Origin of the sequence: Pedobacter frigidisoli (assembly GCF_004331675.1) — a bacterium.
Taxonomy (GTDB): Bacteria; Bacteroidota; Bacteroidia; order Sphingobacteriales; family Sphingobacteriaceae; genus Pedobacter; species Pedobacter frigidisoli.
This window is the reverse complement of sequence record NZ_SJSN01000016.1, coordinates 1-26,764: the sequence shown is the minus strand read 5'-3', so window position 1 is coordinate 26,764 and position 26,764 is coordinate 1. Positions and strand designations below refer to the sequence as shown.

Annotated in this window: 26 protein-coding genes and 1 tRNA gene; 14 read left to right on the top strand and 13 right to left on the bottom strand. The window is 35.9% G+C overall.

Going from position 1 to position 26,764, the window contains the following annotated elements; all coding sequences use genetic code 11:
• Nucleotides 1-101: 101 nt before the first annotated feature.
• The 3 genes from EZ449_RS17825 to EZ449_RS17815 form a co-directional block, all read right to left on the bottom strand.
• Entirely contained in the window at nt 102-2,522 is a 2,421-nt protein-coding gene (locus tag EZ449_RS17825) for a TonB-dependent receptor (RefSeq protein ID WP_131561413.1), read from the bottom strand.
• Between the two features lie 147 nt (nt 2,523-2,669).
• Nucleotides 2,670-3,341, bottom strand: a complete 672-nt coding sequence (gene rpe / locus EZ449_RS17820) for a ribulose-phosphate 3-epimerase (protein ID WP_131561410.1) — start codon at nt 3,339-3,341, stop codon at nt 2,670-2,672.
• A 193-nt stretch (nt 3,342-3,534) separates the two neighbouring features.
• A complete protein-coding gene (locus tag EZ449_RS17815; RefSeq protein WP_131561408.1) occupies nt 3,535-4,131 on the bottom strand; it encodes a hypothetical protein in 597 nt (198 codons plus the stop codon).
• Nucleotides 4,132-4,213: 82 nt separating this feature from the next.
• On the opposite strand from EZ449_RS17815, the gene EZ449_RS17810 reads away from it, so the two are divergent.
• Entirely contained in the window at nt 4,214-4,834 is a 621-nt protein-coding gene (locus EZ449_RS17810) for a toxin-antitoxin system YwqK family antitoxin (protein WP_131561406.1), read from the top strand.
• 311 nt (nt 4,835-5,145) lie between these two features.
• On the opposite strand, the gene pnp is transcribed toward EZ449_RS17810, so the two are convergent.
• From pnp to EZ449_RS17795, 3 genes are all read right to left on the bottom strand, one after another.
• Nucleotides 5,146-7,281 (bottom strand): polyribonucleotide nucleotidyltransferase, encoded by a 2,136-nt coding sequence (gene pnp / locus EZ449_RS17805; protein WP_131561404.1) that lies wholly within the window; start codon nt 7,279-7,281, stop codon nt 5,146-5,148.
• Between the two features lie 175 nt (nt 7,282-7,456).
• Nucleotides 7,457-7,741, bottom strand: a complete 285-nt coding sequence (gene rpsO, locus EZ449_RS17800) for a 30S ribosomal protein S15 (protein ID WP_055913898.1) — start codon at nt 7,739-7,741, stop codon at nt 7,457-7,459.
• Nucleotides 7,742-8,080: 339 nt separating this feature from the next.
• Nucleotides 8,081-8,275: a hypothetical protein gene (locus EZ449_RS17795; RefSeq protein WP_131561402.1), complete on the bottom strand. Its 195-nt coding sequence runs from the start codon at nt 8,273-8,275 to the stop codon at nt 8,081-8,083.
• 81 nt (nt 8,276-8,356) lie between these two features.
• Between EZ449_RS17795 and EZ449_RS17790 the strand changes: the two genes are divergently transcribed.
• Nucleotides 8,357-8,776: an acyl-CoA thioesterase gene (locus tag EZ449_RS17790; protein ID WP_131561400.1), complete on the top strand. Its 420-nt coding sequence runs from the start codon at nt 8,357-8,359 to the stop codon at nt 8,774-8,776.
• Nucleotides 8,777-9,290: 514 nt separating this feature from the next.
• Nucleotides 9,291-10,715: an MATE family efflux transporter gene (locus EZ449_RS17785; protein WP_131561398.1), complete on the top strand. Its 1,425-nt coding sequence runs from the start codon at nt 9,291-9,293 to the stop codon at nt 10,713-10,715.
• Nucleotides 10,716-10,835: 120 nt separating this feature from the next.
• On the opposite strand, the gene EZ449_RS23175 is transcribed toward EZ449_RS17785, so the two are convergent.
• Together EZ449_RS23175 and EZ449_RS23170 are read right to left on the bottom strand one after the other, a co-directional pair.
• Nucleotides 10,836-11,555, bottom strand: a complete 720-nt coding sequence (locus EZ449_RS23175; protein WP_225872361.1) for an alpha-galactosidase — start codon at nt 11,553-11,555, stop codon at nt 10,836-10,838.
• Complete coding sequence (locus EZ449_RS23170; RefSeq protein WP_225872360.1) at nt 11,548-12,054, bottom strand: alpha-galactosidase; 507 nt, start codon at nt 12,052-12,054, stop codon at nt 11,548-11,550. The genes EZ449_RS23175 and EZ449_RS23170 overlap by 8 nt, the downstream gene beginning before the upstream one ends.
• Nucleotides 12,055-12,447: 393 nt before the next feature.
• On the opposite strand from EZ449_RS23170, the gene lepA reads away from it, so the two are divergent.
• The 5 genes from lepA to EZ449_RS17755 all read left to right on the top strand — a co-directional run bounded on the left by lepA (nt 12,448) and on the right by EZ449_RS17755 (nt 16,907).
• Entirely contained in the window at nt 12,448-14,235 is a 1,788-nt protein-coding gene (gene lepA / locus EZ449_RS17775; protein ID WP_131561396.1) for a translation elongation factor 4, read from the top strand.
• A 9-nt stretch (nt 14,236-14,244) separates the two neighbouring features.
• On the top strand, nt 14,245-15,171 hold the full coding sequence (locus tag EZ449_RS17770) for an alpha-1,2-fucosyltransferase (RefSeq protein ID WP_131561394.1): 927 nt from the start codon (nt 14,245-14,247) through the stop codon (nt 15,169-15,171).
• A 23-nt stretch (nt 15,172-15,194) separates the two neighbouring features.
• Nucleotides 15,195-16,076 (top strand): bifunctional 5,10-methylenetetrahydrofolate dehydrogenase/5,10-methenyltetrahydrofolate cyclohydrolase, encoded by an 882-nt coding sequence (locus EZ449_RS17765; protein WP_131561392.1) that lies wholly within the window; start codon nt 15,195-15,197, stop codon nt 16,074-16,076.
• A 147-nt stretch (nt 16,077-16,223) separates the two neighbouring features.
• On the top strand, nt 16,224-16,484 hold the full coding sequence (locus EZ449_RS17760; RefSeq protein ID WP_131561390.1) for a DUF6364 family protein: 261 nt from the start codon (nt 16,224-16,226) through the stop codon (nt 16,482-16,484).
• A 3-nt stretch (nt 16,485-16,487) separates the two neighbouring features.
• Nucleotides 16,488-16,907, top strand: a complete 420-nt coding sequence (locus EZ449_RS17755; RefSeq protein ID WP_131561388.1) for a PIN domain-containing protein — start codon at nt 16,488-16,490, stop codon at nt 16,905-16,907.
• A gap of 102 nt (nt 16,908-17,009) precedes the next feature.
• Here EZ449_RS17755 and EZ449_RS17750 read toward each other — a convergent pair whose 3' ends face one another.
• Nucleotides 17,010-17,345, bottom strand: a complete 336-nt coding sequence (locus EZ449_RS17750; protein WP_131561386.1) for a Rieske (2Fe-2S) protein — start codon at nt 17,343-17,345, stop codon at nt 17,010-17,012.
• Nucleotides 17,346-17,451: 106 nt separating this feature from the next.
• On the opposite strand from EZ449_RS17750, the gene EZ449_RS17745 reads away from it, so the two are divergent.
• From EZ449_RS17745 to EZ449_RS17735, 3 genes are read left to right on the top strand one after another with little or no spacing between them, the layout of a single operon-like run.
• Nucleotides 17,452-18,075, top strand: coding sequence for a 7-carboxy-7-deazaguanine synthase QueE (locus EZ449_RS17745; RefSeq protein WP_131561384.1), 624 nt, complete (start codon nt 17,452-17,454; stop codon nt 18,073-18,075).
• Between the two features lie 38 nt (nt 18,076-18,113).
• On the top strand, nt 18,114-20,000 hold the full coding sequence (locus tag EZ449_RS17740) for an OmpA family protein (protein ID WP_131561381.1): 1,887 nt from the start codon (nt 18,114-18,116) through the stop codon (nt 19,998-20,000).
• Nucleotide 20,001: 1 nt separating this feature from the next.
• Complete coding sequence (locus EZ449_RS17735; RefSeq protein ID WP_131561379.1) at nt 20,002-20,418, top strand: DUF6526 family protein; 417 nt, start codon at nt 20,002-20,004, stop codon at nt 20,416-20,418.
• 107 nt (nt 20,419-20,525) lie between these two features.
• On the opposite strand, the gene EZ449_RS17730 is transcribed toward EZ449_RS17735, so the two are convergent.
• From EZ449_RS17730 to EZ449_RS17715, 4 genes are all read right to left on the bottom strand, one after another.
• Nucleotides 20,526-21,116 carry a LutC/YkgG family protein gene (locus EZ449_RS17730; protein ID WP_131561377.1) on the bottom strand — a complete coding sequence of 197 codons (591 nt, stop codon included), beginning with the start codon at nt 21,114-21,116 and terminating at the stop codon, nt 20,526-20,528.
• A gap of 103 nt (nt 21,117-21,219) precedes the next feature.
• The gene (locus EZ449_RS17725; protein ID WP_131561375.1) at nt 21,220-22,590 is read right to left on the bottom strand and encodes a lactate utilization protein B; all 1,371 of its coding nucleotides are present in this window, start codon (nt 22,588-22,590) and stop codon (nt 21,220-21,222) included.
• Nucleotide 22,591: 1 nt separating this feature from the next.
• On the bottom strand, nt 22,592-23,326 hold the full coding sequence (locus EZ449_RS17720) for a (Fe-S)-binding protein (RefSeq protein WP_131561373.1): 735 nt from the start codon (nt 23,324-23,326) through the stop codon (nt 22,592-22,594).
• A gap of 182 nt (nt 23,327-23,508) precedes the next feature.
• On the bottom strand, nt 23,509-24,660 hold the full coding sequence (locus tag EZ449_RS17715) for an aldose epimerase family protein (protein WP_131561371.1): 1,152 nt from the start codon (nt 24,658-24,660) through the stop codon (nt 23,509-23,511).
• 129 nt (nt 24,661-24,789) lie between these two features.
• On the opposite strand from EZ449_RS17715, the gene EZ449_RS17710 reads away from it, so the two are divergent.
• The 3 genes from EZ449_RS17710 to EZ449_RS17700 all read left to right on the top strand — a co-directional run bounded on the left by EZ449_RS17710 (nt 24,790) and on the right by EZ449_RS17700 (nt 26,459).
• Nucleotides 24,790-25,461 (top strand): HAD family hydrolase, encoded by a 672-nt coding sequence (locus EZ449_RS17710; RefSeq protein ID WP_131561368.1) that lies wholly within the window; start codon nt 24,790-24,792, stop codon nt 25,459-25,461.
• 3 nt (nt 25,462-25,464) lie between these two features.
• Nucleotides 25,465-26,163 (top strand): NUDIX hydrolase, encoded by a 699-nt coding sequence (locus tag EZ449_RS17705; protein WP_131561366.1) that lies wholly within the window; start codon nt 25,465-25,467, stop codon nt 26,161-26,163.
• Between the two features lie 223 nt (nt 26,164-26,386).
• Nucleotides 26,387-26,459, top strand: a tRNA-Lys gene (locus EZ449_RS17700).
• Nucleotides 26,460-26,764: the final 305 nt, after the last annotated feature.

Sequence of the window (26,764 nt, the reverse complement as noted above, 5' to 3'; positions counted from 1 at the left end):
TGCAATGAACAGCATAATTTATAAGCAAAACGAATACTCATTACCGTTGGTTTCAACCAACGGATATATAGTTGCCATGTTACAAAATCCTATAATCTTGGTCAATTCTTCAACTTCACAATCAATTTCAAATTAAACTGTCGTCCTGTTAAATAATTAGGAATCGCATACTGTACATTATCAACATCTTTCAGCCACAAATAAGAGACTGTGTTATCAATGTTCAACATATTAAAAACCTCGAAAAACAGAATAACCGAGTTAAAATTTCTATCTAAAAACTTAGGTTTATGCAATGCTGCATCATCCAAAAAATCCTTTGAAAAACCTATATCTACCCTTTTATACGATGGAACATAAAACTTATCTAAATATCTTGGCGTTTGCGACGGACCAATTGGCAAACGCGAACCATACAAAGCATTAAGGTGTACTTTATAAGTCGGACTATTCAACAATCTATCCTGAAAGAAGATAGAGAAATTTACCCTTTGGTCGGTTGGGCGCTTTAAATAACCAGGATAAATGGTTTCGCCATTTTGAACATAACTATCGCCAATAATATCTTCGTTGGCGTGCATAACCGACATACGAAAATAAGAAACCAAATCTTTTACGAACTCCCCGCCAATACTAAAATCCGCCCCGTAAGCATATCCTCTCGAAACCTCATCAGCCAAATATTTAATCCTAAGGTTATCAATTTTATAAGGAATCAGCCTGTCCGAATATTTAAAATAAGCTTCAGATGTAAACTTTAAACGTGTTCCGAAAGCGTCAAAGGCATAATCATACCCTATAGAAGTATTATAAGAACTCTGTGCTTTTTGATTAATATTCAACTTCCCTGTAAAATCGCGAATGGTTCGGTAAGATGGTGGTTGTTTGTAAACACCAGCAGTAAACCTTAAAATTTTATTGTTCGAATTCGGTCGGTAAGCAATCAACATCCTCGGACTAATCAGTAATTGTTTACTTAAAGAACTGTAAGTTGCACGAGCACCCAATTGAAGTTCTGCATAATTTGAAAGCGAGTAACTATCCTGAATATAAGCACTGTAGTTCTTAATATCGATGTTGTTTTCTACATTAATTACATTCTGAAATACAATATTTTTAGAATTATTTGGCAAAATATATCCAGCTGAATCAGTGTAGTTATACTCATTTAAACGGTCATCGTATTTAGATTTATCGAACTTCAATCCCCAGGAAAAAACATGATTATTAAAGTTCTGGTCGACCTTAATTTCAGATGCAAAAATCTGCGTATTTAGGCTATTACGACCATAATTATAATAACTTCCTATGCCCCTATTTTTCGTAATCGGGCCAAAATTTTCAACAGAAAAAGTATTATCAACTTCATCAAAAACATATCTTCCATCAATATCAAAACGTTCTCTTTCGATGGTATTAAAGTAGCTGTTGATAAATTTGATAACCAAATTTGGCTTTGGCGAATAAGTTGCGGTTACTGCCGTTCCTAAAGTTTGGTAATCATCAATTTCCTGGCCAGTATAATCAACATTTAAACGTAAAGTAGTACTTAACGTTCCAAATTGTGTTTCACGGTTTGTAGGCTCTAACTTAAACTGACCTAAATTCAAATTTCCCAATACGCTAATGTTAAACTTTGGCGAGAAATCATATTGATACATCAATTGCGCATCAGCAAAATTCGGACTATAACTTCCTTTTTCATCCTGTTTAATAAGCACACTCGAATTGTTTTTATATCGTAATCCAGCCAGCAGAAAACTTCGTTTGAAAATTCGTTTTGCGGTCAGCGATGTATTTAAAAGACTGGTGCTTAAAATGGTTTGATTGCTATCTGGTTTATCATACCTAATATCCAAAACTGATGAGAGTTTATCACCATATTTAGCTTCAAAGCCACCTGCAGAGAATTTAGCCTTACTTACCAATTCAGAATTTATAAAACTCAATCCCTCCTGCTGTCCGTTCCGAATTAATACTGGCCTGTTAATTTCTACATCGTTAATATAAATCAAATTTTCATCGAAATTTCCACCTCGAACACTATATTGGGCACTTAATTCATTATTTGTAGATACCCCAGGCAAGGTTTTGAGCATTGTTTCAAAATTCCCTGAAACCAAAGGCATCGAAGCGATATCTGCAATATTAATCGTAGTGGTATTGCTTAGCTGATTCTGTTTATTCGTAATGTTAACCTGTTCCAGCTCATTTATATTGGCCACCAAATTAACTTGCTGTGTAATTCGTGCACCCGAACGTTCATTAAATTTCAGCGTTTGCGGTTGGTAACCGAGCAAAGAGTATTTAATACTGAAAGTTTTTGATTTTGAGTAGATGGTATAAACGCCAAATTCATCAGTCACGGTAGATTGCGCCTGATCTAAAACAATAACTGTAACCTGCGATAACGGTAATTTTTCTTCGCTATAAACTATTCCTGAAACCCTAACCAATGGTTGAGCAATCGCTAAGCTGCAACCCGCAATTAAAAGGAAAAGGATTAGCCGAAATTTGAGCATTGGTTAGCGTAGAGGATTAAGTTAATTTTTACCACAGATGCACACAGATAAACACAGATATTTTATTTTGAAAAATCAACGATTCACACTTGAGATATAGTAATTGTCATGAATTCCAAATCCGTGTTCATCCTTTCTTATCTGTGGTTAAATGCTAATACCTGTGGTTATTAAATTTTTCATCTTAGAAATCGTTTCCGTTGGATTATCCGTAGCAAAAATCGCATTCCCAGCCACGAAAGCATTAGCACCTGCCGATACTAAGGTAGCTATATTTTGTAAACCAACGCCACCATCAACCTCAATAATTAGTTCTTCATTAACACCTTGAATCAAGCGTTTTAAATCTTGAATTTTCTTGTAAGTATTATGAATGAAAGCTTGTCCCCCGAAACCTGGATTAACCGACATAATCAAAACCAAATCCAAATCTTCAATGACATCTTGCAACAAAGTAACTGGGGTATGCGGATTTAGCGCCACGCCAGCTTTACATCCAGATGCTTTTATCAATTGAATTGTTCTATGTAAATGCGTACAAGCCTCATAATGAACTGTAATTCTATCTGCTCCTGCCTTGGCAAATTCAGGAATAAATTTATCAGGTTCCACAATCATTAAATGAACATCCAAAGGCTTGGTAGCATGTTTTTTAACAGCTGCCATAACAGGGAAACCAAAAGAAATATTTGGCACAAAAATACCATCCATTACATCAACATGAAACCAATCGGCCTCACTTTGATTAATCATTTCGATATCGCGTTGTAAATTGCCAAAATCGGCAGAAAGTATGGATGGGGCAATGATGTATTTCATTTAATTTATTTTGTCGTCATTGCGAGGAACGAAGCAATCTTAATGCATTAGTTAAGAGTAAAAAGATTGCTTCGTTCCTCGCAATGACGAATTGGTTAAACAATAATCGTAACAATGCAAGTTACAAAATCATTTCAAACTTAATTATATCTCAACAAAAAACCCTTTCAGTAAAAATGAAAGGGTTTAAATTTTATTTCAGTTTAATTTCGAGGGCTTGTCCGTCTCTGGTAACTTCTACGAACTTTTCAAGTCTGTCGGTGTAATTATTAGTATAATCCTGATACTCATAGTAATCTGTTCTGCCACCATAATTATTGTAACCACTACCGCGGTAAACTGGCGTAGTGCCAGACTTTGTGTAGCCCGCAATTGCTTGAATAAAATATTTACCAGGTTTCATTTTGGCAAATTTGAATCGGCCATATTCATCAGTTTGAACGGTGATGCGCCAACGAAAAGCCTCTTGCGACATAAAGACATTTGTTTTTTTGTTCTCTTCCTTTTTCCTCAATTGATACCATTCTTCAAAATAGGTTGTTACAGGAAACAAAGTTACCTGAACATTTGCTGCTTTAATTTTAGGAGCCAGCGGTGCTCTGTAACCAAGAGCTGTTTTTGGTCCTGTAATGGCAACTCCCTCAATACTCGACGTCCCTAACGCCAGCATACTTTTAGCTTGTAGCGAATCAAAAGGAACCTGCGGATAATAGGCTGCCTTTTGTGCATTTGCATTTAAAAAAGTGGATGTGATGATTAGGGATAGAATAATGATTTGCAGTTTTTTCATAAGTTAGGTACAGAATTTGTTTTTTAAAATTGTATTTATATTATTACATAATTAAACCATTTCGAGATAAAAACCAATAAACATGAAAAAATATTTAACCATAATCATCCTATTTTTTGTTTCTAATCTAGCCCTTGCACAAAAAGAAAAGCCATGCGGCATGAAAGATGGATTACAAGAGGGAACTTGCAAACAGTTTTATAGCAATGGAAAACCCAGCTTAATCGAAAATTGGAAAAAAGGTAAAAGAGAGGGAATTGCCAATTATTACTTCGAAAACGGACAATTGAAAGCCACAGGCAATTTCACAAAAGATAAACGAAATGGTGAATGGAAATATTTTTACGAAAATGGAATATTAGAGGCCGACGAATTTTATGTTTATCGCGATTTTGCAGAGTTAAAAGAGGGTACCTTTAAAAAGTTTTTTAAGGATGGTAAGCTGAATGAAAATTGCGTTTATGTAGATGATAAATTAGAGGGAAACTATACACTATACTTCAACAACGGAGGTATATCACAACAGGGTGCTTATCGTAACGATAAACAAGAGGGAAATTGGAAAAGCTTTTTCGAAAGCGGAAAACCAAAGTGCGAATCTACTTATGTAAACGGCAACAAAGAGGGAAACAGGATTTGTAAAGATGAAAAAGGCAAAATTGTCAGCGAAGAAGTTTACAAAAATGGCGTTAAAATAAAATAGTTAAACCAACAGGATTCGATTATCTACTCTCCTTTTTTGATTGGTTATTATATTTCTAACTAAGATGGCCGCCACACTGAATTTTCATTTGCTTTTATATCTTTAATGGCATTCAAGAAAGCTACGCTGTTTATTTCAGGGTCTTAATAGCGAAAAAGATGCTGAAATAAATTCAGCATGACGATGTGGTTAAAACCTGATTTAACATAAAGCAAATCACTAGGCATTCACAAAAAAACCCTCCCAGTTTTACACTGAAAGGGCTGATTTAAATATCTCCCGACTTCGGACTTCCGTCCTCGGACTTTTTTCTACGCTTGTGGCGCAGCTGGTTTTTCTGGTCTTGGTAATAAAACTTTACGAGAAAGTTTCATTTTACCTTGTTTATCGATGTCTAATAACTTAACCTCGATTTTATCACCCTCTTTCAATACACCGTCCATGGTTTCTAAACGTTCCCATGAAATTTCAGAGATGTGCAATAAACCATCTTTACCTGGCATAACCTCAACAAATGCACCAAATGGCATAATTGATTTTACTTTACCTTGGTAAACTTCACCAATTTCTGGTTTAGCTACGATGTTACGAATACGGGTAACTGCAGCATCAATAGCCGCTTTATTATCAGCGAAAACTTCAACGATACCTTTACCATCAACTTCTTCGATAGAGATTGAAGCACCAGTTTCGCGTTGCATTTCTTGGATAATTTTACCCCCAGGGCCGATAATTGCGCCAATGAATTCTTTCTCAATAGTGATAGAAACAATACGTGGAGCGTGTGGCTTCATGTCTTCATTAGGCTGAGCAATCGTTTTCTTCATCTCGTTTAGGATGTGTAAACGACCATCTTTAGCTTGTAATAAAGCTTTTGTTAAAACTTCGTACGATAAGCCATTAATCTTTAAGTCCATTTGACAAGCAACAATACCATGTTCAGTACCAGTTACTTTAAAGTCCATATCACCTAAATGGTCTTCATCACCTAAAATATCAGAAAGGATTGCATATTTACCAGTTTTCTCATCAGTAATTAAACCCATTGCAATACCAGAAACTGGCGATTTGATTTTAATACCTGCATCCATAAGTGCTAATGTACCAGCACAAACAGTTGCCATTGATGATGAACCGTTAGATTCTAAAATATCAGAAACGATACGTATAGTATAAGGATTTGCCTCACCTTGTGGCAATACTTTTTTCAACGAACGTTGCGCTAAAGCTCCGTGACCAATTTCACGACGACCAGCACCTCTGTTTGGTCTAACTTCTCCAGTTGAGAAACCAGGGAAATTATAGTGTAATAAGAATTTGTTGTAACCGTTGAAGAAAGCACCATCAATCATTTGCTCATCATCTTTGCTACCTAAAGTAACTGATGTTAACGATTGCGTTTCGCCACGTGTAAATACTGCCGAACCGTGAGCAGCAGGCAAATAACCAACTTCACTCCAGATAGGGCGAATTTCAGTAGTCTTACGACCATCTAAACGAATGCCCTCATCTAATAACAGATTTCTAATTGCATCGTACTGAACATCATGGTAATAATGTTTAGCCATTGCTTTAGTTAAATCTGCAGTATCTTCTGGCATTGCAGCGAAGAAATCGTTAATGATAGCTGTGAAACCATCTTTACGAACATCTTTATTGCCACCAGCTTTCGCTACAGCGTAAACTTTATCGTAAGTATCAGCATAAACTTTAGCTTTTAAATCAGCATCATGGTCTTCGTGGTTATATTCACGTTTCACAGTTTTGCCAGTAGCTTCAGTTAATTCAATCTGAATAGCACATTGAACTTTAATTGCAGCGTGTGCAAATTTTAAAGCCTCAACCATTTCATCTTCTTGAATTTCGTCGCACTCACCTTCAACCATGCCTATATCGTTTGCAGAACCAGCAACCATAAACTCTAAAGTTGCACGCTCTAATTGGCTAGCCAATGGATTGATTACCAATTTGCCATCAATTTTTGCAACACGTACTTCAGAAATAGGACCGTTAAAAGGAATATCAGAAACTGATAATGCAGCCGATGCTGCTAAACCTGCCAAACAATCTGGCATAATATCTTTATCAGCAGAGATTAAAGAAATCATCACCTGCGTATCAGAGTGATAATCACTTGGGAACATTGGGCGTAAAGCTCTATCAACCAAACGAGAGATTAAAACCTCATAGTCAGATAATCTTGCTTCACGACGTAAAAAGCCACCTGGAATACGACCCGTAGCCGCATATTTTTCTTGATAATCAACCGATAAAGGTAAAAAATCAGTACCTGGTTTAGCACCAACAGTAGATACAACAGTTGCTAACAACATCGTATCGCCCATTTTTACCACAACCGAACCATCAGCTTGTTTAGCCAATTTACCAGTTTCGATTTCTACAATTCTGCCATCGCCCAAATCGAACGATTTTTTTATTACATTCATTTAAATAGAATTATGGTGTGTTTTCCTCTTTCTACACACCGTTGTTTATATATGTTTTTGTTTTTGCAAACTAAGGTAAACTTTAGGTTTACCGCAATTTCAATAACCTGTTGTAAAGCTAATGAAAATTAAAAAGCCATTCCCTAAAGAATGGCTCTTGTTGATAAAATTACGCTTATTTTTGTTTAATGATATCACGAAGCGATAAAGCTTTGATGATAGCACGATAGCGCTCAATATCTTTTTTGTATAGGTAAGCCAAAATACCGCGGCGTTTACCTACCAATTTTTGAAGTGACAACTGAGTAGAGAAATCTTTACGATTTTTCTTTAAGTGTTCTGTTAAGTGCGCAATACGGTATGTAAATAACGCTACTTGACCTTCAGCAGAACCAGTGTTGGTTTCTACTTCGCCGTGTTCTTTAAAGATTACAGCTTTTTTCTCTGGACTTAAATACATTCTTGAATAATATTAAAGCAATAAAAAATTAATTAATTGTGGCGCAAAGATAAAGCTATTTTTAATTATTAGCAAGTGTAATTACCAGATAGTTAAAAGTCCGCTTTAATGGATTTAGGGGGTTGAAAAGCAAGGTTCAGTTTTAATCGGTTACCACACTCCCGCCCTCGCTAAAATCTTTTAAAAACTTCTGGATTGCTGAGGCACGAAGAATTTGTTTCATATGTTGCAGATTCTTCGTTCCTCAGAATGACAGTATATTCAAGGTTGCTGCAATTTTTAAAAGGATTTCCGCTAAGTCGGGTCTAGAAACTCAGGATTGTGAAAGAAACTTAGCTTTTATCTAGCGCTTCTTCTAATCACAATTCCTTTTCCCTGAGGGGCTTTGAGAGGTTTTCCTCCATTCATTAAAACAGCTAATTCATTGAGTTTGATTAATTCAAAAAATCTATCTTGTGCAGAAAGAGATAAGAATTTTACTTCCCGACTTCTTTTGATTTCTTTCTTGTCAATATCAGAATTATATATTTTCAATCTACCCACAACCTAAAATTACACAAAAACTTAAAATACATCTAATATTAAAAACCCTACTTTTGTACAAAACATTTACCCTTGGAAAAGAATCAATTTAGCATTTTCGAAAGCGAATTACGTGTACGTCCTGATGATATAGACATGTTTAACCACGTACATAACAGTAAATACCTCGATTATGTATTGGCGGCCCGTTACGAGCAAATGGAAAAATTCTATGGAATGCCTTGGGAACATTTTACCAAACAAGGTTTAGGCTGGGTGGTAAGCCATGTCGATATTAACTTCAAACGCCCTCTTTTGATGAATGATTTAATGATAATTAGAACAGGTATTTTAACAATGCATGATAAAGGTTGTTCAGTTCAGTTCGAAATCATCAATAAGAAAACTGGGAAAGTAGCTTCCGATGGAATTTTCGATTATGTACTAATTGATTTAAATACCAGCCGCGGAACAAAAGTGACCGAAGAAATGATTAAAGCGTATAGTGTATAGATGAGATTAACGTAGCGGTCTTGCTGAGAGGTTAGCATTTTAAAAATGCATGGCTAAACCGATGACAATTTTTAATATTGCTGTCATTCTGAGGCACGAAGAATCCGCAACCTAGTTGTTCTGTCCTAAAATATTGTACACTTTTTTCGTGGGTAAATTGGCGGCTGGATTTCATCGCTTGGAGATTCTTCACTGCGTTCAGAATGACAAACCCACAGACATCTTGTAGTACTGCATTTATTCAGCATGCGATTAAAATGTTTAAGTGAAATTCCGTGTTCTTTCGTGTTTCCGTGGCAAATAATTTAATCAACACCTTAAAAATCAGTCATCAAAATTTGACAATTCGAAAATTTATTTATCTTTGTCCTATCAAAAAGAACAGAACCATGATAGTATCTGCAATCCGTTTTAGGTTTTAAATAACTGAGGATTCCCTCCCATTTCAATTTCAGATATTTGCAGTTAGCCGCATATCTCCTGGTTTATTCATCACATTTTCAATATATTTTTTATGTCACAGTCAGTAAAGACACAGGGCAAACTATCATCTTTTTTTGATGTACTTGTACAATCGTTAAAAGGTAACGAAGTTGATTTAACCTCAATCAGTATTAAAAGGGCAATTATTTTATTAGCCATTCCGATGATGTTGGAAATGGCAATGGAATCAGTTTTTGCATTAGTAGATTTATATTTCGTTGGTCATTTAGAAAACAGCAGCCACGCCATACAAACCGTAGGTTTAACAGAATCGGTTTTAACCATTATTTATTCACTTGCTATTGGTTTGAGTATGGCAGCAACTGCTGTAGTTGCCCGCAGAATCGGCGAGAAAAATCCTGAAGCAGCGGCAAAAGCAGGGATGCAAACCATCGTAATTGCAGTTGCCGTGAATATTTTAATCAGCATTGCTGGATTAATTTACGCCAGAGACATTCTTCTATTAATGGGCGCTTCAACAGAAACTGCAGACCATGGAACGACTTTCGTTCGAATTATGATGGGCGGAAGTATCATTATCGTTCTGTTATTTTTAATCAACGGAATTTTTAGAGGTGCGGGTAACGCTGCAATCGCCATGCGAAGTTTATGGATTGCCAACATTGCGAACATCATCCTCTGCCCTATTTTCATCAATGGCTTCGGACCAGTTCCTGCATTTGGTTTAACGGGTGCTGCAATCGCAACAACAATCGGTCGAGGTTTGGGTGTAGCTTATCAAGTCTATAATTTATTCAACGGCAAAAACGCTTTAAAGATTCGGATTAATCAATTCATTCCTGATTTTGAACAAATTAAAGCCATTGTTAAAATTGCGGCTCCTGCTATTTTTCAATTTGTAATTGCAAGTTGTAGTTGGGTATTCTTAGCTGAATTAGTGGCAACCACAGGCGGCGATGAGGGTTCGGCAGGTTATCAAACGGCACTTCGATTAATGATGTTCTTTTTACTACCTGCATGGGGATTGAGTAATGCAGCAGCGACATTGGTCGGTCAAAATTTGGGTGCTGGTCATATCGATAGAGCCGAACAATCGGTTTTCCAAACCTTAAAATACATCATCATTTTTATGGCTGTGGTAAGCATTGTGTTCTTAACCTGCGGTCATCTGTTTGCATCGTTCTTCACATCTGACGTAAAAGTAATTGAGATTGCGAGTCGTGCGCTAAAAATTTTAAGTATCGGTTTCGTTATATATGGTTCGGCGATGGTTTTTAGCAGCGCTTTTAATGGTGCTGGCGATACATGGACGCCAACAAAAATAAATATTTTCGCTTTCTGGTTATTCCAAATTCCATTGGCTTACTTCTTGGCGAAATATTTAGAAATGGGCCCAACAGGTGTTTTTATTGCCATCCCAACTGCTGAGGCTGGCATTGCAGTTGCAGCATTTATTTTATTTAAAAAGGGTAAGTGGAAGAAAACGATGGTTTAAATAAATTAACCACAGATAAACAGGATAAACACAGATGTAATCTGCATTTTAGAGAACTAAATTTTCCATTAATTTAGTGTTTCCGTGGCAAAAAATCTGTGTGTATCTGCGGTTGGTTTTTTATTTTGACATTTGAAATATTTTGAAAGGATTGGATTTTCCAATGATTTTCAAAACGACAACACCATGTTTTGGAACCTCGAAACTTTGTGTTTTAGCTTTTGATATAGGTTGGTCTTTTGCATCCCATAAGTTTCGTAAAATATAACCATTACCTACGTTTATACCTAAGCTATCAACATCAAAACTTATAAAAACTGGTTTATCTGTTCTGTTTAAAAGCGTTACAGCTACTTCGCCGCTCATGGTTGATGTTAAAGGTTTTGCCCAAATTTCTAAGCCATTTTCTTTACTTAACCTACGGGCTTGATAACCAAGCGCATCTTGATTTAGCGCAATAATGTCTTTATTAGTAATAATTGATAGGGTTTCTTTTGATACATTTCGTAAATCATTGCCTAATAATAAGGGCGAATTCATAATGCACCACATCGTAAAATGGGTTTTGTCTTCATCGTAACTCATTCCACGACCAACTTGCAGCATGTCCATATCATTTACGTGACCAGATGAACTATATTTCCACAAATCGGCATTTAAATCTACAATGCCCATAACAGATTTGAAAGTGTTATTTATGTCGCCCGAAATTCGCCATGAATCTGCTATTTCTACCGCCCATTTACCAGGGAATTGCCAACGGCAAATGTTATATACAGCATCGGGTTTTATAGCTTTTATTTGAGTGGCAATTTGCCTGTAGCGAAGTTCTTCATCCAATTTTAACTTCTCGCCACCAATCTATTTTTATAAAATCGTAACCCCATGTTTTAAGCATTAATTTCAGGTCGGCTTCATCATGACCGTATAATCCCGAGCCTACACCGATTGTATCTTTATCCCATTCTGATGCGCAAGTATTAATCCCTGCATCAGAATAAATTCCAGCCTTAAGTCCTTTGGCATGAATATAATCGGCTAAAGATTTCATTCCATTTGGAAAACGTTTTCTGTGATACTGTAATTTGCCCTTATCATTTCTTCCTCCAAAAAAGCCATCGTCTATATTGATAAACTTATAGCCTGACTCTTTTAATTTTAGCGAAATCATGGCATCGGCCTGAGCTTTAATAATATCTTCGGAAATATTAACGTGAAAATTATTCCAACTCGACCAACCCATTATAGGTGTTTTTTGAGCTGAAGTTTTTTCCTGAGCCTCAACCATGCTCAAAGAAAATACAAAGAATAGACTGTAAATGGCAAGCTTCAGTTTCATATTTTATAAAGATTAGACAAACTAATATACATTTTTCTCAAACAACGAAAAGATATTTAGGCAGTTTGTATGGAACAGAATTTACAAAAGAACTGCTATCTTAACTTATATAAACTTGATTGGAACGGCATACTTTTTTATTGCAAAACCTTGAATATGCTGTCATGCTGAGGCACGAAGCATCGGCAACCAATGAAACAGATTCTTTGTTCCTCAGAATGACAGAAGTTTAAAAAAGATACAGTGAAAAGCAAGACTGCAGCAACTGAAAAACTACAGATTTTGCTTTTCAAATTATCATTTTAATCGAATTGATTTTCTCCCGAAAAAATCAGGATTTCGCTGTACTCAACATCTTAAATTTTCCATTAAAAACTATATCTTTGCGCAAAGATGAAGCATATACGTAATTTTTGCATTATTGCACATATTGACCACGGAAAGAGCACTCTGGCCGATAGGTTATTAGAATATACCGAGACGATTTCGAAGCGTGAGGCGCAGGCGCAATTGCTCGACAACATGGATTTAGAGCGTGAGAGAGGCATAACGATTAAAAGTCATGCCATACAGATGAACTATAAAGTTGGCGATATTGAATACAATTTCAACCTGATTGATACACCCGGACACGTAGATTTTTCTTACGAAGTTTCGCGTTCTATCGCTGCTTGCGAGGGTGCTTTGCTTATTGTTGATGCATCGCAAGGGATTCAGGCTCAGACCATTTCAAATTTGTATTTAGCATTAGAACACGATTTAGAAATAATCCCGATTTTAAATAAAATGGATTTGCCTGGGGCGATGCCCGAGGAAGTAAAAGACCAGATTATTGATTTAATTGGCTGTAAACGTGAGGATATTATTCCTGCATCAGGTAAAACTGGCTTGGGAATTCCTGATATTATTCAAGCTATTGTAGACCGAGTTCCTGCACCGGTTGGCGACCCAGAAGCACCTTTACAAGCACTAATTTTCGACTCTGTTTTTAACTCATTCAGAGGAATTATTGCTTACTACAAAGTGGTAAATGGTCAGATTAAAAAAGGTGATAAAGTTAAATTCATCAATACTGGCAAACAATATTTAGCAGATGAAGTTGGTATTTTGAAACTCGATATGTCGCCACGCAGCGTTGTTAAAACAGGCGATGTTGGTTACATTATTTCGGGAATTAAAGAAGCTCGTGAGGTTAAAGTTGGTGATACCATTACAACTGTCGAAAGGCCATCTTTAGAATCTATTCAAGGTTTTGAAGAAGTTAAACCAATGGTTTTTGCGGGTATTTATCCTGTTGATACGGATGAATATGAAGAATTACGTGAAGCCATGCACAAGTTGCAATTGAATGATGCATCTATCGTTTTCGAACCAGAAAGTTCAGCAGCTTTAGGCTTTGGTTTCCGCTGTGGTTTCCTTGGCATGTTGCACATGGAAATTGTTCAGGAACGTTTAGAGCGTGAATTTGACATGACGGTTATTACAACCGTTCCCAATGTTTCTTACATTGCACACACTACAAAAGGCGATGAATTTATTGTAAACAATCCATCAGATTTGCCAGACCCAAGTAAGTTGGATTCGGTTGAAGAACCTTTCATCAAGGCAAATATTATTACCAAGGCCGAATTTGTTGGTCCTGTAATGTCGCTTTGTATCCAGAAAAGAGGAACAATTATCAATCAATCTTATTTAACGTCTGATAGAGTTGAACTGATTTTTGAAATGCCCATGGCTGAAATTGTATTCGATTTTTACGATAAACTGAAAACGATTTCCAAAGGTTACGCCTCTTTCGATTATCATCAAATTGGTTACCGCAAATCAGATTTGGTGCGCTTGGATTTACTATTAAACGAAGAGCCCGTTGATGCTTTATCTTCATTAATTCACAGAAGTAACGCTTATGATTTCGGAAAGAAAATTTGCGAGAAATTGAGAGAGTTGATTCCTCGTCAGCAGTTTGAAATTAAAATACAAGCTTCTATCGGTGCTAAAGTTATTGCCCGTGAAACGCTTAGTGCTTTACGTAAAGATGTTACCGCTAAATGTTATGGTGGCGATATTTCTCGTAAACGTAAGTTATTAGAGAAACAGAAAAAAGGTAAAAAACGTATGCGCCAAGTTGGGAACGTAGAGATTCCACAAAGTGCATTTATGGCGGTTTTGAAGTTGGATTAACGAAACAGAATGGTTATTATAAATAGTCAGAATGCGATGCTCGTCAATAGATTATGGGGATTTTCCAGTTTTATTGCAAATAGCATTGAATACGATTATCCACTCGTTAATTTGGGCTTCTATCGATATAAGGACTATTTCGAAGCAACAAAAATTAATGATTTCGGAAAATTCCCGATTAGCATAAAGCGCTGGGGAATTCCATTGTTGGATTATTTCTACAGCAATTTATTCAAAAATTGGTCATCAATTACTTACCGGAAATTTGGCAAAACACCCGTATTGCATAAATTTTATCGAACAACATTTTCAGAGGATAAGACATCGACTATATTCGACTTAAACAAAAAGGAATTTATTAATGATGCAAGGACCCGAAAAATTTTGGTTCAAGGTTGGATGTTTAGAGATTCGGTTAATGTTCGAAAACATCGCGATTTAATTTGTAGTTTTTTTAAGCCTGTTGAACCTTACTTTTCGGAAATAAAGCATGAAATAGCTGAAGCTAAAAAGTTGGCAAATATCTTAATTGGTGTACATATTCGCCGTGGGGATTATGCCACCTTCGTAGGTGGAAAGTGGTTTTATTCTGATGAACAATATGCTAAAATGATGCATCAAATTGCCAATGAATATAAATTAATAGGACTAAGTTGTGCATTTTTCATTTCATCTAACGAAGAAATAAATGTTGCCAAATTTGATGGTTTAACACTTGCAAACAAAGCAAGGAATTTCATTGTTGATTTATATTCTCTATCAGAATGCGATGCCATTATTGGTCCACCGAGCACTTTTAGCCAGTGGGCGGCTTTTTATGGCGACAAGCCTTTAACAATGATTTTAAGCCCCAACCAAAACTTAGGGATACCTAAATACAACAATGCTTTTGTTGCAGATGAGGATTTTCCAGAGAAAAATTTATATACATTTTAAGTAAAAAAATTAATTTAATAAGCATGCAACTTTTAGACGGTAAATACGTATCAGAAAAGGTTAAAATTCAAATTGCTGAGGAGGCTTCAGAATTTTTAAACAATACGGGCAGAAAGCCGCACCTGGTTGCCATTTTGGTTGGCAACGATGGTGGAAGCGAAACTTATGTTGCCAGTAAGATGAAAAACTGTGAGAAAGTAGGATTTAAATCTTCACTTCATAGGTATGATAATTCGGTTACTGAGGCTGAATTGTTAGCTAAAATTGAAGAGATTAATCAGGATGCTGATGTTGATGGATTAATTGTTCAATTACCATTACCAAAACATATCGACCCAGAAAAAGTTACCGAAACTATCGATTATCGCAAAGATGTTGATGGTTTCCACCCAGTAAATTTGGGTAGAATGATGCGTAATCTTCCTTGCTTTATCCCTGCAACACCTTATGGTATTTTACTGATGCTGCAAGAATACAATATTGATACCACAGGAATGCACTGCGTTGTGGTTGGCAGAAGTAATATTGTTGGTAGTCCGATGAGTATTTTGATGGCTCGAAATGCTAATCCAGGTAACTGTACGGTAACGCTTACCCATTCTCGTACGAAAGATTTAAAAGAGCAGGTTTTACAAGCTGATATTATCATCGCGGCGATTGGTAAAAAGAACTTCATCACGGCTGATATGGTTAAACCTGGTGCAATTATTATTGATGTGGGTATTAACCGTGAAACTTCTATGGAAACAAAATCTGGCTTTAAGCTTTATGGCGATGTAGATTTCGAAAAAGTAGCACCGATTTCATCTTATATTACTCCTGTTCCTGGTGGTGTTGGTTTAATGACGATTGTTGGCTTACTTAAAAACACACTAGCATCTGCGAGGAAAGAAATTTATTCTTAAAGCGGAAAGGTGAAAGCTTAAAGACCAAAGCGAAAAATCCACTGTTCAAAAATAATTAAAAGCAAGTCAATTTTGAGTTGCTTTTTTTACGTGTAAATATTTTTTATTATACGTAAAATAATTATATTTGATTATAAATATAATGTTATGGATTCGAAACTAACTTTAAGCTTTAACCAAGATGTGGTTACAAAAGCTAAAAAATATGCTGCTGATAATAACATTAGCTTATCGCGTTTAATTGAGCATTTATTAATTCAAGTTACATCCAGCGATTATAAATCCCTAGAAGATTACCCCATTTCTGATTGGGTGAGTATGGTTGCAGAGGGCGAAGTAGAGTATAAAAAAACAATTAAAGCTGGCCGCAAAGCATCAAAAGATGAGTTCTTTTCTTCTAAAAAATAATCGATGAAAATATTTTTAGATGCAAACGTTTTAGTTTCAGTTTTGAATAAAGAGTATCCCCTTTTTACTTATTCTTCAAGGATTTTAAGTTTGGCATCACATCCAAAATTTGAAGTTTATACTTCGCCACTTTGCCTAGCAATTGCTTTTTACTTTGCAGAAAAGAAACATAAATCACAATTAGCGAAACAGAAAATCGATTTGCTTTGTCAACATATTAAAATTGCTGAAAACTTATCGAAAGGTGTTTCAGATACGCTTTCTAATAAATCTATTCATGATTTTGAAGACGGATTAGAATATTATGCTGCTGAATCTGTTGGTTGTAAATGCATCATTACAGAAGATATCGAAGATTTTTATTTTGCTGATATTGAGGTGTTAAATTGCCAAGCATTTTTTAAAAGGTATTTGCTTAATTAATTATTCCGTCAATTGAAACTGACGGCAAAGAATTGCAAGTCTAATAGACAGGTTTCAGCCCCACATAATTTCCTTGCCGTTAACTTTAGTCAACGGATAATATTAGCTCCACAACTTACTCCACCAACTTTCTTCAAAACCAACATACAAACCATCATCACGTAATTCTGTTGGATAAATATTAATGTAATCTCCCTGCCCCTCTGCTCCTCTTCCTGTTTCTAAATTATATTCGTAACGATGAATCGGGCAAATCAGATGCCCGTTTTTGCACCAGCCACCAGAAAAATGGCCACCAGCATGTGGGCAAAAAGATTGAGTAGCTGTAATTTTATCCTCATTATTGATGATACAAAGTTGTTTCCCATTCACTTCAATGGTTTTAATTGAATCAGAATTAGGAATTTGAGCCTTGTTTAGCACTTTAAACCACTTCATTGAGCTAAAATAAGTATTTAAATATCAGTGTTATTTCATCTTTACATTAATTTTTGAAAGTGGAACCACTACACCATATTTTTTTAGGATATTTGCATCCTCAAAAATGAAACAAGACATACCAGAAGACGGCACATTACTTCCTTTAATGGAAGAGTTCTACACGATACAAGGCGAGGGATTTAACACAGGAAAAGCGGCTTATTTTATCCGTTTAGGCGGTTGTGATGTAGGTTGCCATTGGTGCGATGTTAAGGAAAGTTGGGACGCAGAAATGCACCCTTTAACCCTATCGGATGTTATTGTTGAAAATGCGGATAGATTTCCTGGTAAAGCCGTTGTAATTACTGGCGGCGAACCCTTGATTTATAACCTAGATTACCTTACCAATAAATTAAAGGAGCGAGGTATTTTAACTTTCATCGAAACTTCTGGTGCTTACCCACTATCTGGAAATTGGGATTGGATTTGCTTATCACCTAAAAAATTCAAAGCTCCACGGCCAGATATTACACCTTTTGCACACGAATTGAAAGTTATCGTTTTTAATAAAAGCGATTTCAAATGGGCAGAGGAATATGCAGCAATGGTTTCACCAACTTGTAAACTATATCTTCAGCCTGAATGGTCTAAATCCAAAGAAATTACGCCGCTGATTATTGAGTATGTGATGGCAAACCCGAAATGGGAAATTTCTCTGCAGACCCACAAATTTTTAAATATTCCTTAAATAGTTTACATTCGCTTTAACAACCAAATGTTAATGTAATGAAAGGTTTTTTACTCGTATTCTTTAGCATCTTGAGCTTTTGTTGCTTTGCACAAAATTCATCAAATAGAAAAGCGCAAAGTTTTTTCGAAAAGGTAAACCCATATATACAAAAACAAGATTATGTATCGGCAGCCCAAAATTTAGAAAGCGCCGTTAAAGAAGACCCACAATTTCAAAATGCATTTATTTTATTGGGCGATGTTTACCGCATTCAAAAGAAATATGCTGAAGCAAAAAATGCCTTTCAAAAAGCAATTTCAATTAATAAAAATGTAGCGCCTCCAATAATATTTGGCTTGGCAGAAACTGAATTTGCTACACAAGAATATGATAAAGCGAAACAACATTTCAACGAGTTTTTAGCAGCAGATAACTCATCAGACAAAAGTAAAAAAGCAAAAAAGTACCTTTCAGATTGTGATTTTGCTGCCATTGCTATTAAAAAACCAGTAAAATACACGCCTACAAATTTGGGGCAAGGCGTAAATACAACTGATGCAGAATATTTTCCTGCCTTAACAGCAGATGGCGAAACCCTAATTTTTACACGTCAGGTAAATGGAAATGAAGATTTCTGGACTTCGCAGTTTAAAAACAATTCCTGGAATTTGGCAACCCCGCTTTCATCAAAAATCAATACATCGAAATATAACGAGGGTGCTCAAACCATTTCACCTGATGGAAAATATCTGTTTTTTACGGGCTGTAATCGCCCCGATGGATTGGGAAGATGCGATATTTACGTTTCACATCGTGAAGGAAAAGATTGGGGCGAACCTTACAATGTTGGCAAACCTGTTAATTCAGAATATTGGGAATCACAGCCTGCGATAAGTCCTGATGGCAGAACCTTGTATTTTATCAGCAATCGTCCTGGCGGCTCTGGTGGATATGATATTTGGAAAAGTACCATTACTGATGATGCGAAATGGGGACCAGCCATAAACCTCGGACCTGATATCAATACGGCCTACGATGAGAACACACCCTTTCTTCATGCTGATGGAAAAACACTTTACTTTTCTTCTGATGGTTGGCCGGGTTTTGGAAATAAAGATATTTATTACAGCAGAATGGATGATGCAGGCAAATTTCAAAAACCAATAAATCTGGGTTATCCGATAAATTCATTCGAAGATGAAAGCGGATTAATTGTTAGTGCCGATGGAAATTTCGGAATGTTTTCTTCGAATTTAAAGGATGGTTTTGGTGGGCAGGATATTTACAGTTTTGGAATTCCTGAAACAGCTAAGCCTTTAAAAGTTTCTTATGTTAAGGGAATTGTAAGAGATAAGGATAGCAAAAAGACCATAGAAAGTAATGTTCAGGTAATCGATTTAACATCGAACAAAACTGTATTTGATGATTACACAGACCCCGAAACTGGTCAGTTTTTAGCGGTAATGCCGATTGGAAGTAATTACCTTTTCAATGTAAATGCCGAGGGATATATGTTTTACTCAGAAAATTTCGAGTTAAAAGCTGGCGATATTAACAAGCCTTATCAAATAGAAGTTTATATCGAAAAAATAAAGCAAGGTGGAAATGTAACTTTAAGGAATATTTTTTTTGATACCAATAAGTATAATTTATTGCCTGCATCAATTAGAGAGTTAGATTTATTAATCGATTTCTTAAATCAAAATGCAAGTGTAAATATCGAAATTCAAGGTCATACCGATAATGTTGGAGATGCGAAACTGAACGAAAAATTGTCGTTCAACAGGGCAAATGCAGTTTATGAATATTTATTAAAGAATAATATTGATGCAAAAAGACTTACTTTTAAAGGCTTTGGAGCGAGTAAACCCATTGCTGATAATAAGACCGATATCGGTAGAAAAAATAACCGCAGAACCTCATTTGTTATAACAAAAATATAATATGCCTCAACATTACGCAAACCATAAAAGATTTTATCCCTTATTTCACTTTTTTACCATACCATTAACTGTGTTAGGATTGGGTTTGGCAATTTATTCATACGTTGCAATTCCAACCATCATTACAGGCTTAATTGTGCTTGCCTTTTTCTTAATCGCCATTATAGCAGTTATGGCAAGAATGTTTGCCCTAAAAGCCCAAGATAGAGCTGCAAGAGCTGAGGAAAAATTACGCTACCTAATTTTGGCTGGTAAAGCATTTCCCCCTGATTTGAAATTAGGCCAAACTTTATCTTTGCGTTTTGCTAGCGACGAGGAATATGTGGAGTTGGTAGATAAATCTGTTGCCGAAAATTTAACGCCTGATGAAATTAAAAAAGCGATAAAAAACTGGCGAGGCGATTATCATAGGATATAACTCTAGCTTATTTTTTCAGTAGATCCCATCCCAGAGAAATCTTCATTTATCCACAACTTGCATAAAAACATGGTATTAAAGCTACTGATGTGAAATTCTTGGCTGATTTACAATTCTTTTTTCAACAAAAAAATTATTATGCTTCTTGCCCCATGGGCACCTAAAACCAAAGACTGTTCAATATCTGCAGTTTTTGATGGACCAGCGATGAACGTTCCGAAACCATAATCTTGGCTGCCAATTAGTTGATAGGCTTCGTGCATATTGGAAACTATGCTATCCTCAAAAACGAGCATCCCTAAGTGTTGGCAAATAAATGGTAAAACTCTTGCGCCCATCCTATCCTCGGTAATCCAAACAGCACCATTTTCGGCAACAGCAAAATGAGTTTTAAAAACTGCAAAAGCTATGTTTTCAAATTGGTGTGGATCTTCATCTCCAGCAAATTGCGTATAAAAATCTAACTCTTCTATGGGTGTAATTAGGCGTTCGCCAGCACCATAATGCGCTGTGGCATAAAGATTAATATCTTCAATCCGTTGAATTTCTACAACCCTACCGCCAATTAAATTTATCATTTGAATAAATTTTTCAGTTACAGCTGCTTTAGCTGGGCAATCAAATTGTAAATCTTCTGGAAGTTGAGTTGTTTGGGGCTGATTACTTAGAATTGCCGATAATATTGTTGCTCTGCTCATTTGTATTATTATTAGCGGGTTCCTTCTTTCTGTTTATCGTTATCCTGAATCTATTCGGAATATATCTGTTTTCCCTTTATTTCTCCTGATTTGGATAAATATTTTAAATGGAGTTATTCCTTTTATACCACTCAGAAAATGATTCCTCTGGAGCCTCAGGCATCTCTCTATTTTTGAACCAAAGATTCAACCGATTATTGACAGTAAATGGTGCATGTTTCAAGGTCCATCTTCCTATTTTTCCGGCAAGCTTAAACCTTGTTGGAGATGATAATGTAAAATCCATCACTTTCATTGCAACAGTTTTTGCACTTGATGTGTAGCCCTCTTTCACAATCACTTGTCGCCATTTATAAAGCTGATCATGAATATCAATCTTCACCGGACAAACATTTGTACAAGAGCCACAAAGAGTAGATGCGAAAGGCAAATCAGCGTATTCTTTCATGTCTAAATTCGGTGCTAAAATAGCACCTATCGGACCAGCTATGGCATTATGATAACTATGCCCACCACTTCTGCGATAAACAGGGCAAGTATTCATACAAGCGCCACAACGAATACACTTTAATGAATTCCTAAAGTCTTCACGACCAAGTTGCACACTTCTTCCATTATCAACCAGAACAATATGCATCTCCTGCCCTTTTCTTGGTTTTTTAAAATGACTAGAGTAAGTAGTAATTGGCTGACCAGTTGCACTTCTGGTTAGTAACCTTAAGAATACACTTAAATGTTTTTTCTTCGGAATCAGCTTTTCTATTCCCATGCAAGCAATGTGTATATCTGCCAGATGGGCGCCCATATCTGCATTACCCTCATTGGTACAAACCACAAATTCGCCCGTTTCCGCAACTGCAAAATTAACGCCAGTTAAAGCAGAACGACGAGTTAAAAATGTCTTCCGTAAATGAATTCTGGCAGTTTCTGTTAAAACCTGAGGATCAGAAATCCCAGCCTCAGTACCAAGATGTTCGTGAAAAAGTTGCCCGATCTCTTCTTTCTTTTTATGAATACAAGGTAAAACGATATGACTTGGTGGTTCCTTTGCCAATTGAACAATCCGTTCGCCCAAATCCGAATCAATAACATCAATTCCATTGCTCTCCAAATACTCATTTAAATGACATTCTTCGGTAAGCATGGATTTACTTTTAACCATTTGGTTAATACCTTTACCTTGAAGTAAAGAAAGTACAATTTTATTATGCTCTTCTGCATTTGCGGCCCAATGTACTTTTATACCGTTTTTCTGTGCCTTTTCCTCAAATTCAATTAAATAATTATGGAGGTTTGAAAGTACATTATTTTTAATCTGTGATGCAGTTTCTCTTAGTAATTCCCACTCTGAAATGCCATGGGCAGCTTTATCACGTTTAGCCCTGATCCACCAAAGCGTATCATCGTGCCAATTTACACGTTCTTCATCTTTATTAAAGATATCCGATAATTCTGGGTGTTTAATGCTGCTCATATTATTCAGCATTTAATATTTCAGCAATGTGGAGAACTTTCACTTTGCTGTTTTTACGTTTTAAAATTCCTTCCATGTGCATTAAGCAAGACATATCTGCTGCCGTAATAAATTCAGCACCATTCATTAAATGATCGTCAACTCTATCTTTGCCCATTTTCGCAGATACCGCTTCTTCGGCAACGCAAAAAGTTCCACCGAAACCACAGCATTCATCAGGGCGTGTTAACTCGATAATTTTTAAGCCTTTAACCTGATTTAATAACTGCATCGGCTTTGAAAAAGGTTGATCAACCAATTCTGTCATCGATGACAAATGCAAGCCACGTTGACCGTGACAACTTTGATGCAAGCCAACCTTAAATGGAAATGTAGCCGTAATTTTCTCAACCTTTAAAACATCTGTTAAAAACTCTACCAATTCATAAACCTTATGGCGAATTCCTGTAGCATCAGCTTCACGTTTTTCATCATGTAAATGATCTTTAACATGCAAAACGCAACTGCCTGATGGAGAAACTATATAATCAAATTCTGCAAAATTATCAATAAATAAATTGTTGCAATTTTTGGTGAGGTGTTCGTAACCCGAATTGGCCATTGGCTGCCCGCAACAAGTTTGATTTTGAGGATAATAAACATCAACACCAAGCTTTTTGAGCAGACTCAATGTTGCAATTGCAGCATTTGGATAAAACTGATCTACATAACATGGAACAAATAACCCAACTCTCATTTATAACATCCTTTCATTTTCATGGTTAATGATCTTTCTATACTCATTCTTTATTGGTTAGAAAACAATGAGCAATTTAATCATTTTTACTGTCTTAAACTGTTATGCACAGTTATGTTCGTTACGCAAAATAAGCATTTAATTAAATGTATTAAACTTCTTAAAATTTAACCATTTAATATTTATCTCAAAAATTTATACGTGGTACTAGTTTTATAGGTTGCACCTGGTTTTAGCACTGTGGAAGCAAAGTTTGAATGATTTGGTGCATCTGGAAAATGTTGTGTTTCTAAACAAAAAGCAGAACGATATGGGTAAGACTTTCCACCTTTTCCATCTTTATCTACTCCAGTTAAAAAGTTTCCGCTATAAAATTGCAAACCAGGCTCTGTGGTGTAAACTTCCATTGTTATTCCTGTTAACGTACTTTTAACAGTCGCGATTGGTGTTTTATAATCATGTTTCTTCAATGCAAAATTATGATCGTATCCTTTTCCGAAAGTTAATTGCTCTTCTTTACCGTCGATAGATTTACCAATTGCTTTTGCCTTATTAAAATCGAAAGCCGTTCCAGCCACAGACAATAGCCTACCAGTCGGAATCAACGTAACATCTACTGGTGTGATCGAATCTGCTACGATTGATAACTCATGATCAAGAATGGTTTTATTTCCCTCACCGTTCAAGTTGAAGTAAGCATGATTGGTTAAATTTACCACCGTAGTTTTATCAGTAGTTGCAACATAATCAATTTGCAAGGCATTATCATTAGTTAATGTGTAAACAACCGTAATAGTTAGCTCGCCAGGATATCCCGCCTCACCATCTTTTGAGACGTAGGTTAATTGCAACTTTTGGCTATCCAATTGTTTTGCCTCCCAAACCTTTGAGAAAAAACCATCAGTACCACCATGCAAGGTATTTACGCCATCATTAAGCTGTAACGAATATTCCTTGCCATCCAAATTGAATTTCCCTTTTCCAATTCGGTTTCCATATCTACCAATTAAAGCACCAAAAAATGGCTCGCCTTTTTTACGATATGCACCAATACTATCATAACCTAAAACCACATCAGTTAGTTTATTATTTTGATCGGGAACAAAAAGTGAAACAATTCGTCCGCCGTAATTTGTAATGCTCAAAGAAGCACCTTCCTTATTCTTCAACGTAAAAAGTTTTACATTTTTTCCATCGATGGTGGTTACATATTTTAACGAATCGGTTTCTACAGCTGTATCAGCACTTTTATCAGCTTTAGGGTTACATGAATACAACGATGCAGCTAAACATAATGCAGCAAAAGGCAATGCCTTAAGGAATATTTTCTTCATAAAGATTTATTTTGGTTAAGGCTAAAGTATGAAAATTAAATTAACGTTACTGTAACGATTATAAATAATTTTCCAGCTTATATGCATAGGATTTCCCAACTTCGCCAAAATGATATAATTTAGCACTGTATGCAAGAAATTGACTTCAAGCCAAAAGCCTTTTTATTCGATTTAAATGGAACCATGATCAACGATATGGAGTATCATACCATGGCTTGGCATTCGATTATGAACGAGGATTTGGACGCCAACCTAGATTACGAAACCGTTAAGAAAGAAATGTACGGCAAAAACCATGAGGTTTTAACTCGTGTTTTTGGGAAGAATAAATTCAGTGCTGAGGAAGTAGAACGATTATCCATCGAAAAGGAAAAGCGCTATCAGCAAGGTTATTTTCCGCATTTAGCTTTAATTGCTGGCTTGGATAATTTCTTAGAGAAAGCTAAACAAGCTGGGATTTTAATGGCAATTGGTTCTGCTGCCATTCCTTTTAACATCGATTTTGTGGTTGATGGATTAAACATTAGAAACTATTTAGGGGCAATTGTGAGTGCTGATGATGTTGAAACGAGCAAACCAGATCCTGAAACCTTTTTTAAAGCTGCCAAATACTTGGAAATTGCTCCAGAAGATTGCGTAGTCTTTGAGGATGCACCAAAAGGCGTTGAATCGGCACTAAATGCAAATATGAAATGTGTTGTACTCACAACCACACACACAATTGAAGAATTTGATGGATATCCTAATATTTTAGGTTATATTAATGATTATAATGACACAAAACTAAATGCTCTTTTTTAAAAGATGGGAAAATATTTAAATCAAAACCCAGTACTCGTTGCTGTAGATTGCATCATTTTTGGATATGACGGCGAACAACTTAAATTATTAGTTATTAAAAGAGCAATTGAGCCAGTTAAGGATCAATGGAGTTTAATGGGTGGTTTTATTGGCGAAAGTGAAGATTTAGATGAAGCTGCACAAAGAATTCTGCACGAATTAACAGGTTTACATGATGTATATCTTGAGCAGTTTTACGCCTATGGTCGCCCAGATCGAGATCCTATTGAGCGTACAGTCTCCGTTGTTTATTTCGCACTAATTGATATCAATAAGTATAGCAAACAAATTAATGATCAATACCACGCAGAATGGTTTAAGCTAAAGGAAGTACCGGAGTTGATATTTGATCACGATATTATGGTTCAGGCATCGATGGCCAAAATCCGTTATCAGGCAGCTCTACACCCCATTTTATTTGAACTTTTACCGAAGAAATTTACCATCCCTCAATTACAGGCTTTGTATGAACAGGTTTACGATTCTCCAATAGACAATAGGAATTTCATTCGTAAGATTACCGCCAGCGGGCTGTTAATTAAGCAAACTGAAAAAGACAAATCAAGTTCGAGACGCGGGGCTTTTTATTTTAAGCTAGATAAAAACAAACACAAGGCGCAATTTCAATCGTTTCTAAACTTTATCCCTAAATCTAATAAGTAATCCTTTTTAAGATTAATGTGAGCTAAAAACAGCTTTTTTCGATGAAGAAGTATATTTTTTAAAAAAAATATTTCACAGCTTTAAGCGGTAGAAAATTTAAAATCAAGCAGTTACAATTGATCATTTTAGCTTTTATAAAAAAGCGTTAAAACATTTTCAAAAAACATTTGCGTGATTAATTATAATCTCTATATTTGCACCTCCTTAAACAATAAGGAAAAATGATTCCGTAGCTCAGCTGGTAGAGCATTACACTTTTAATGTAGTGGTCCTGGGTTCGAATCCCAGCGGGATCACAGAAAATAGTATCAAAACTACGTAAAAGCTTGCAAATCAAATGATTGCAAGCTTTTTTGTTTTAGTGGAAAAACTAAAATACTCACCGATTCTCATATTAAAAGTGTGTGATTAGGTGAGTAATTTTGCAACTAAAAGAACTCACCGAATTATTTATAACCACCTGTTTCACAAGTAGTTCGACCATCGAACATCTTGACGTTTTCAGACTGCAAGGCTAATTTTGTTAACCTTAATTCAGTTTATATGAAAACTAATTTTAGCCTGCTTTTTTATCTTAAAAGGCAGAAAAACTACCATGGCG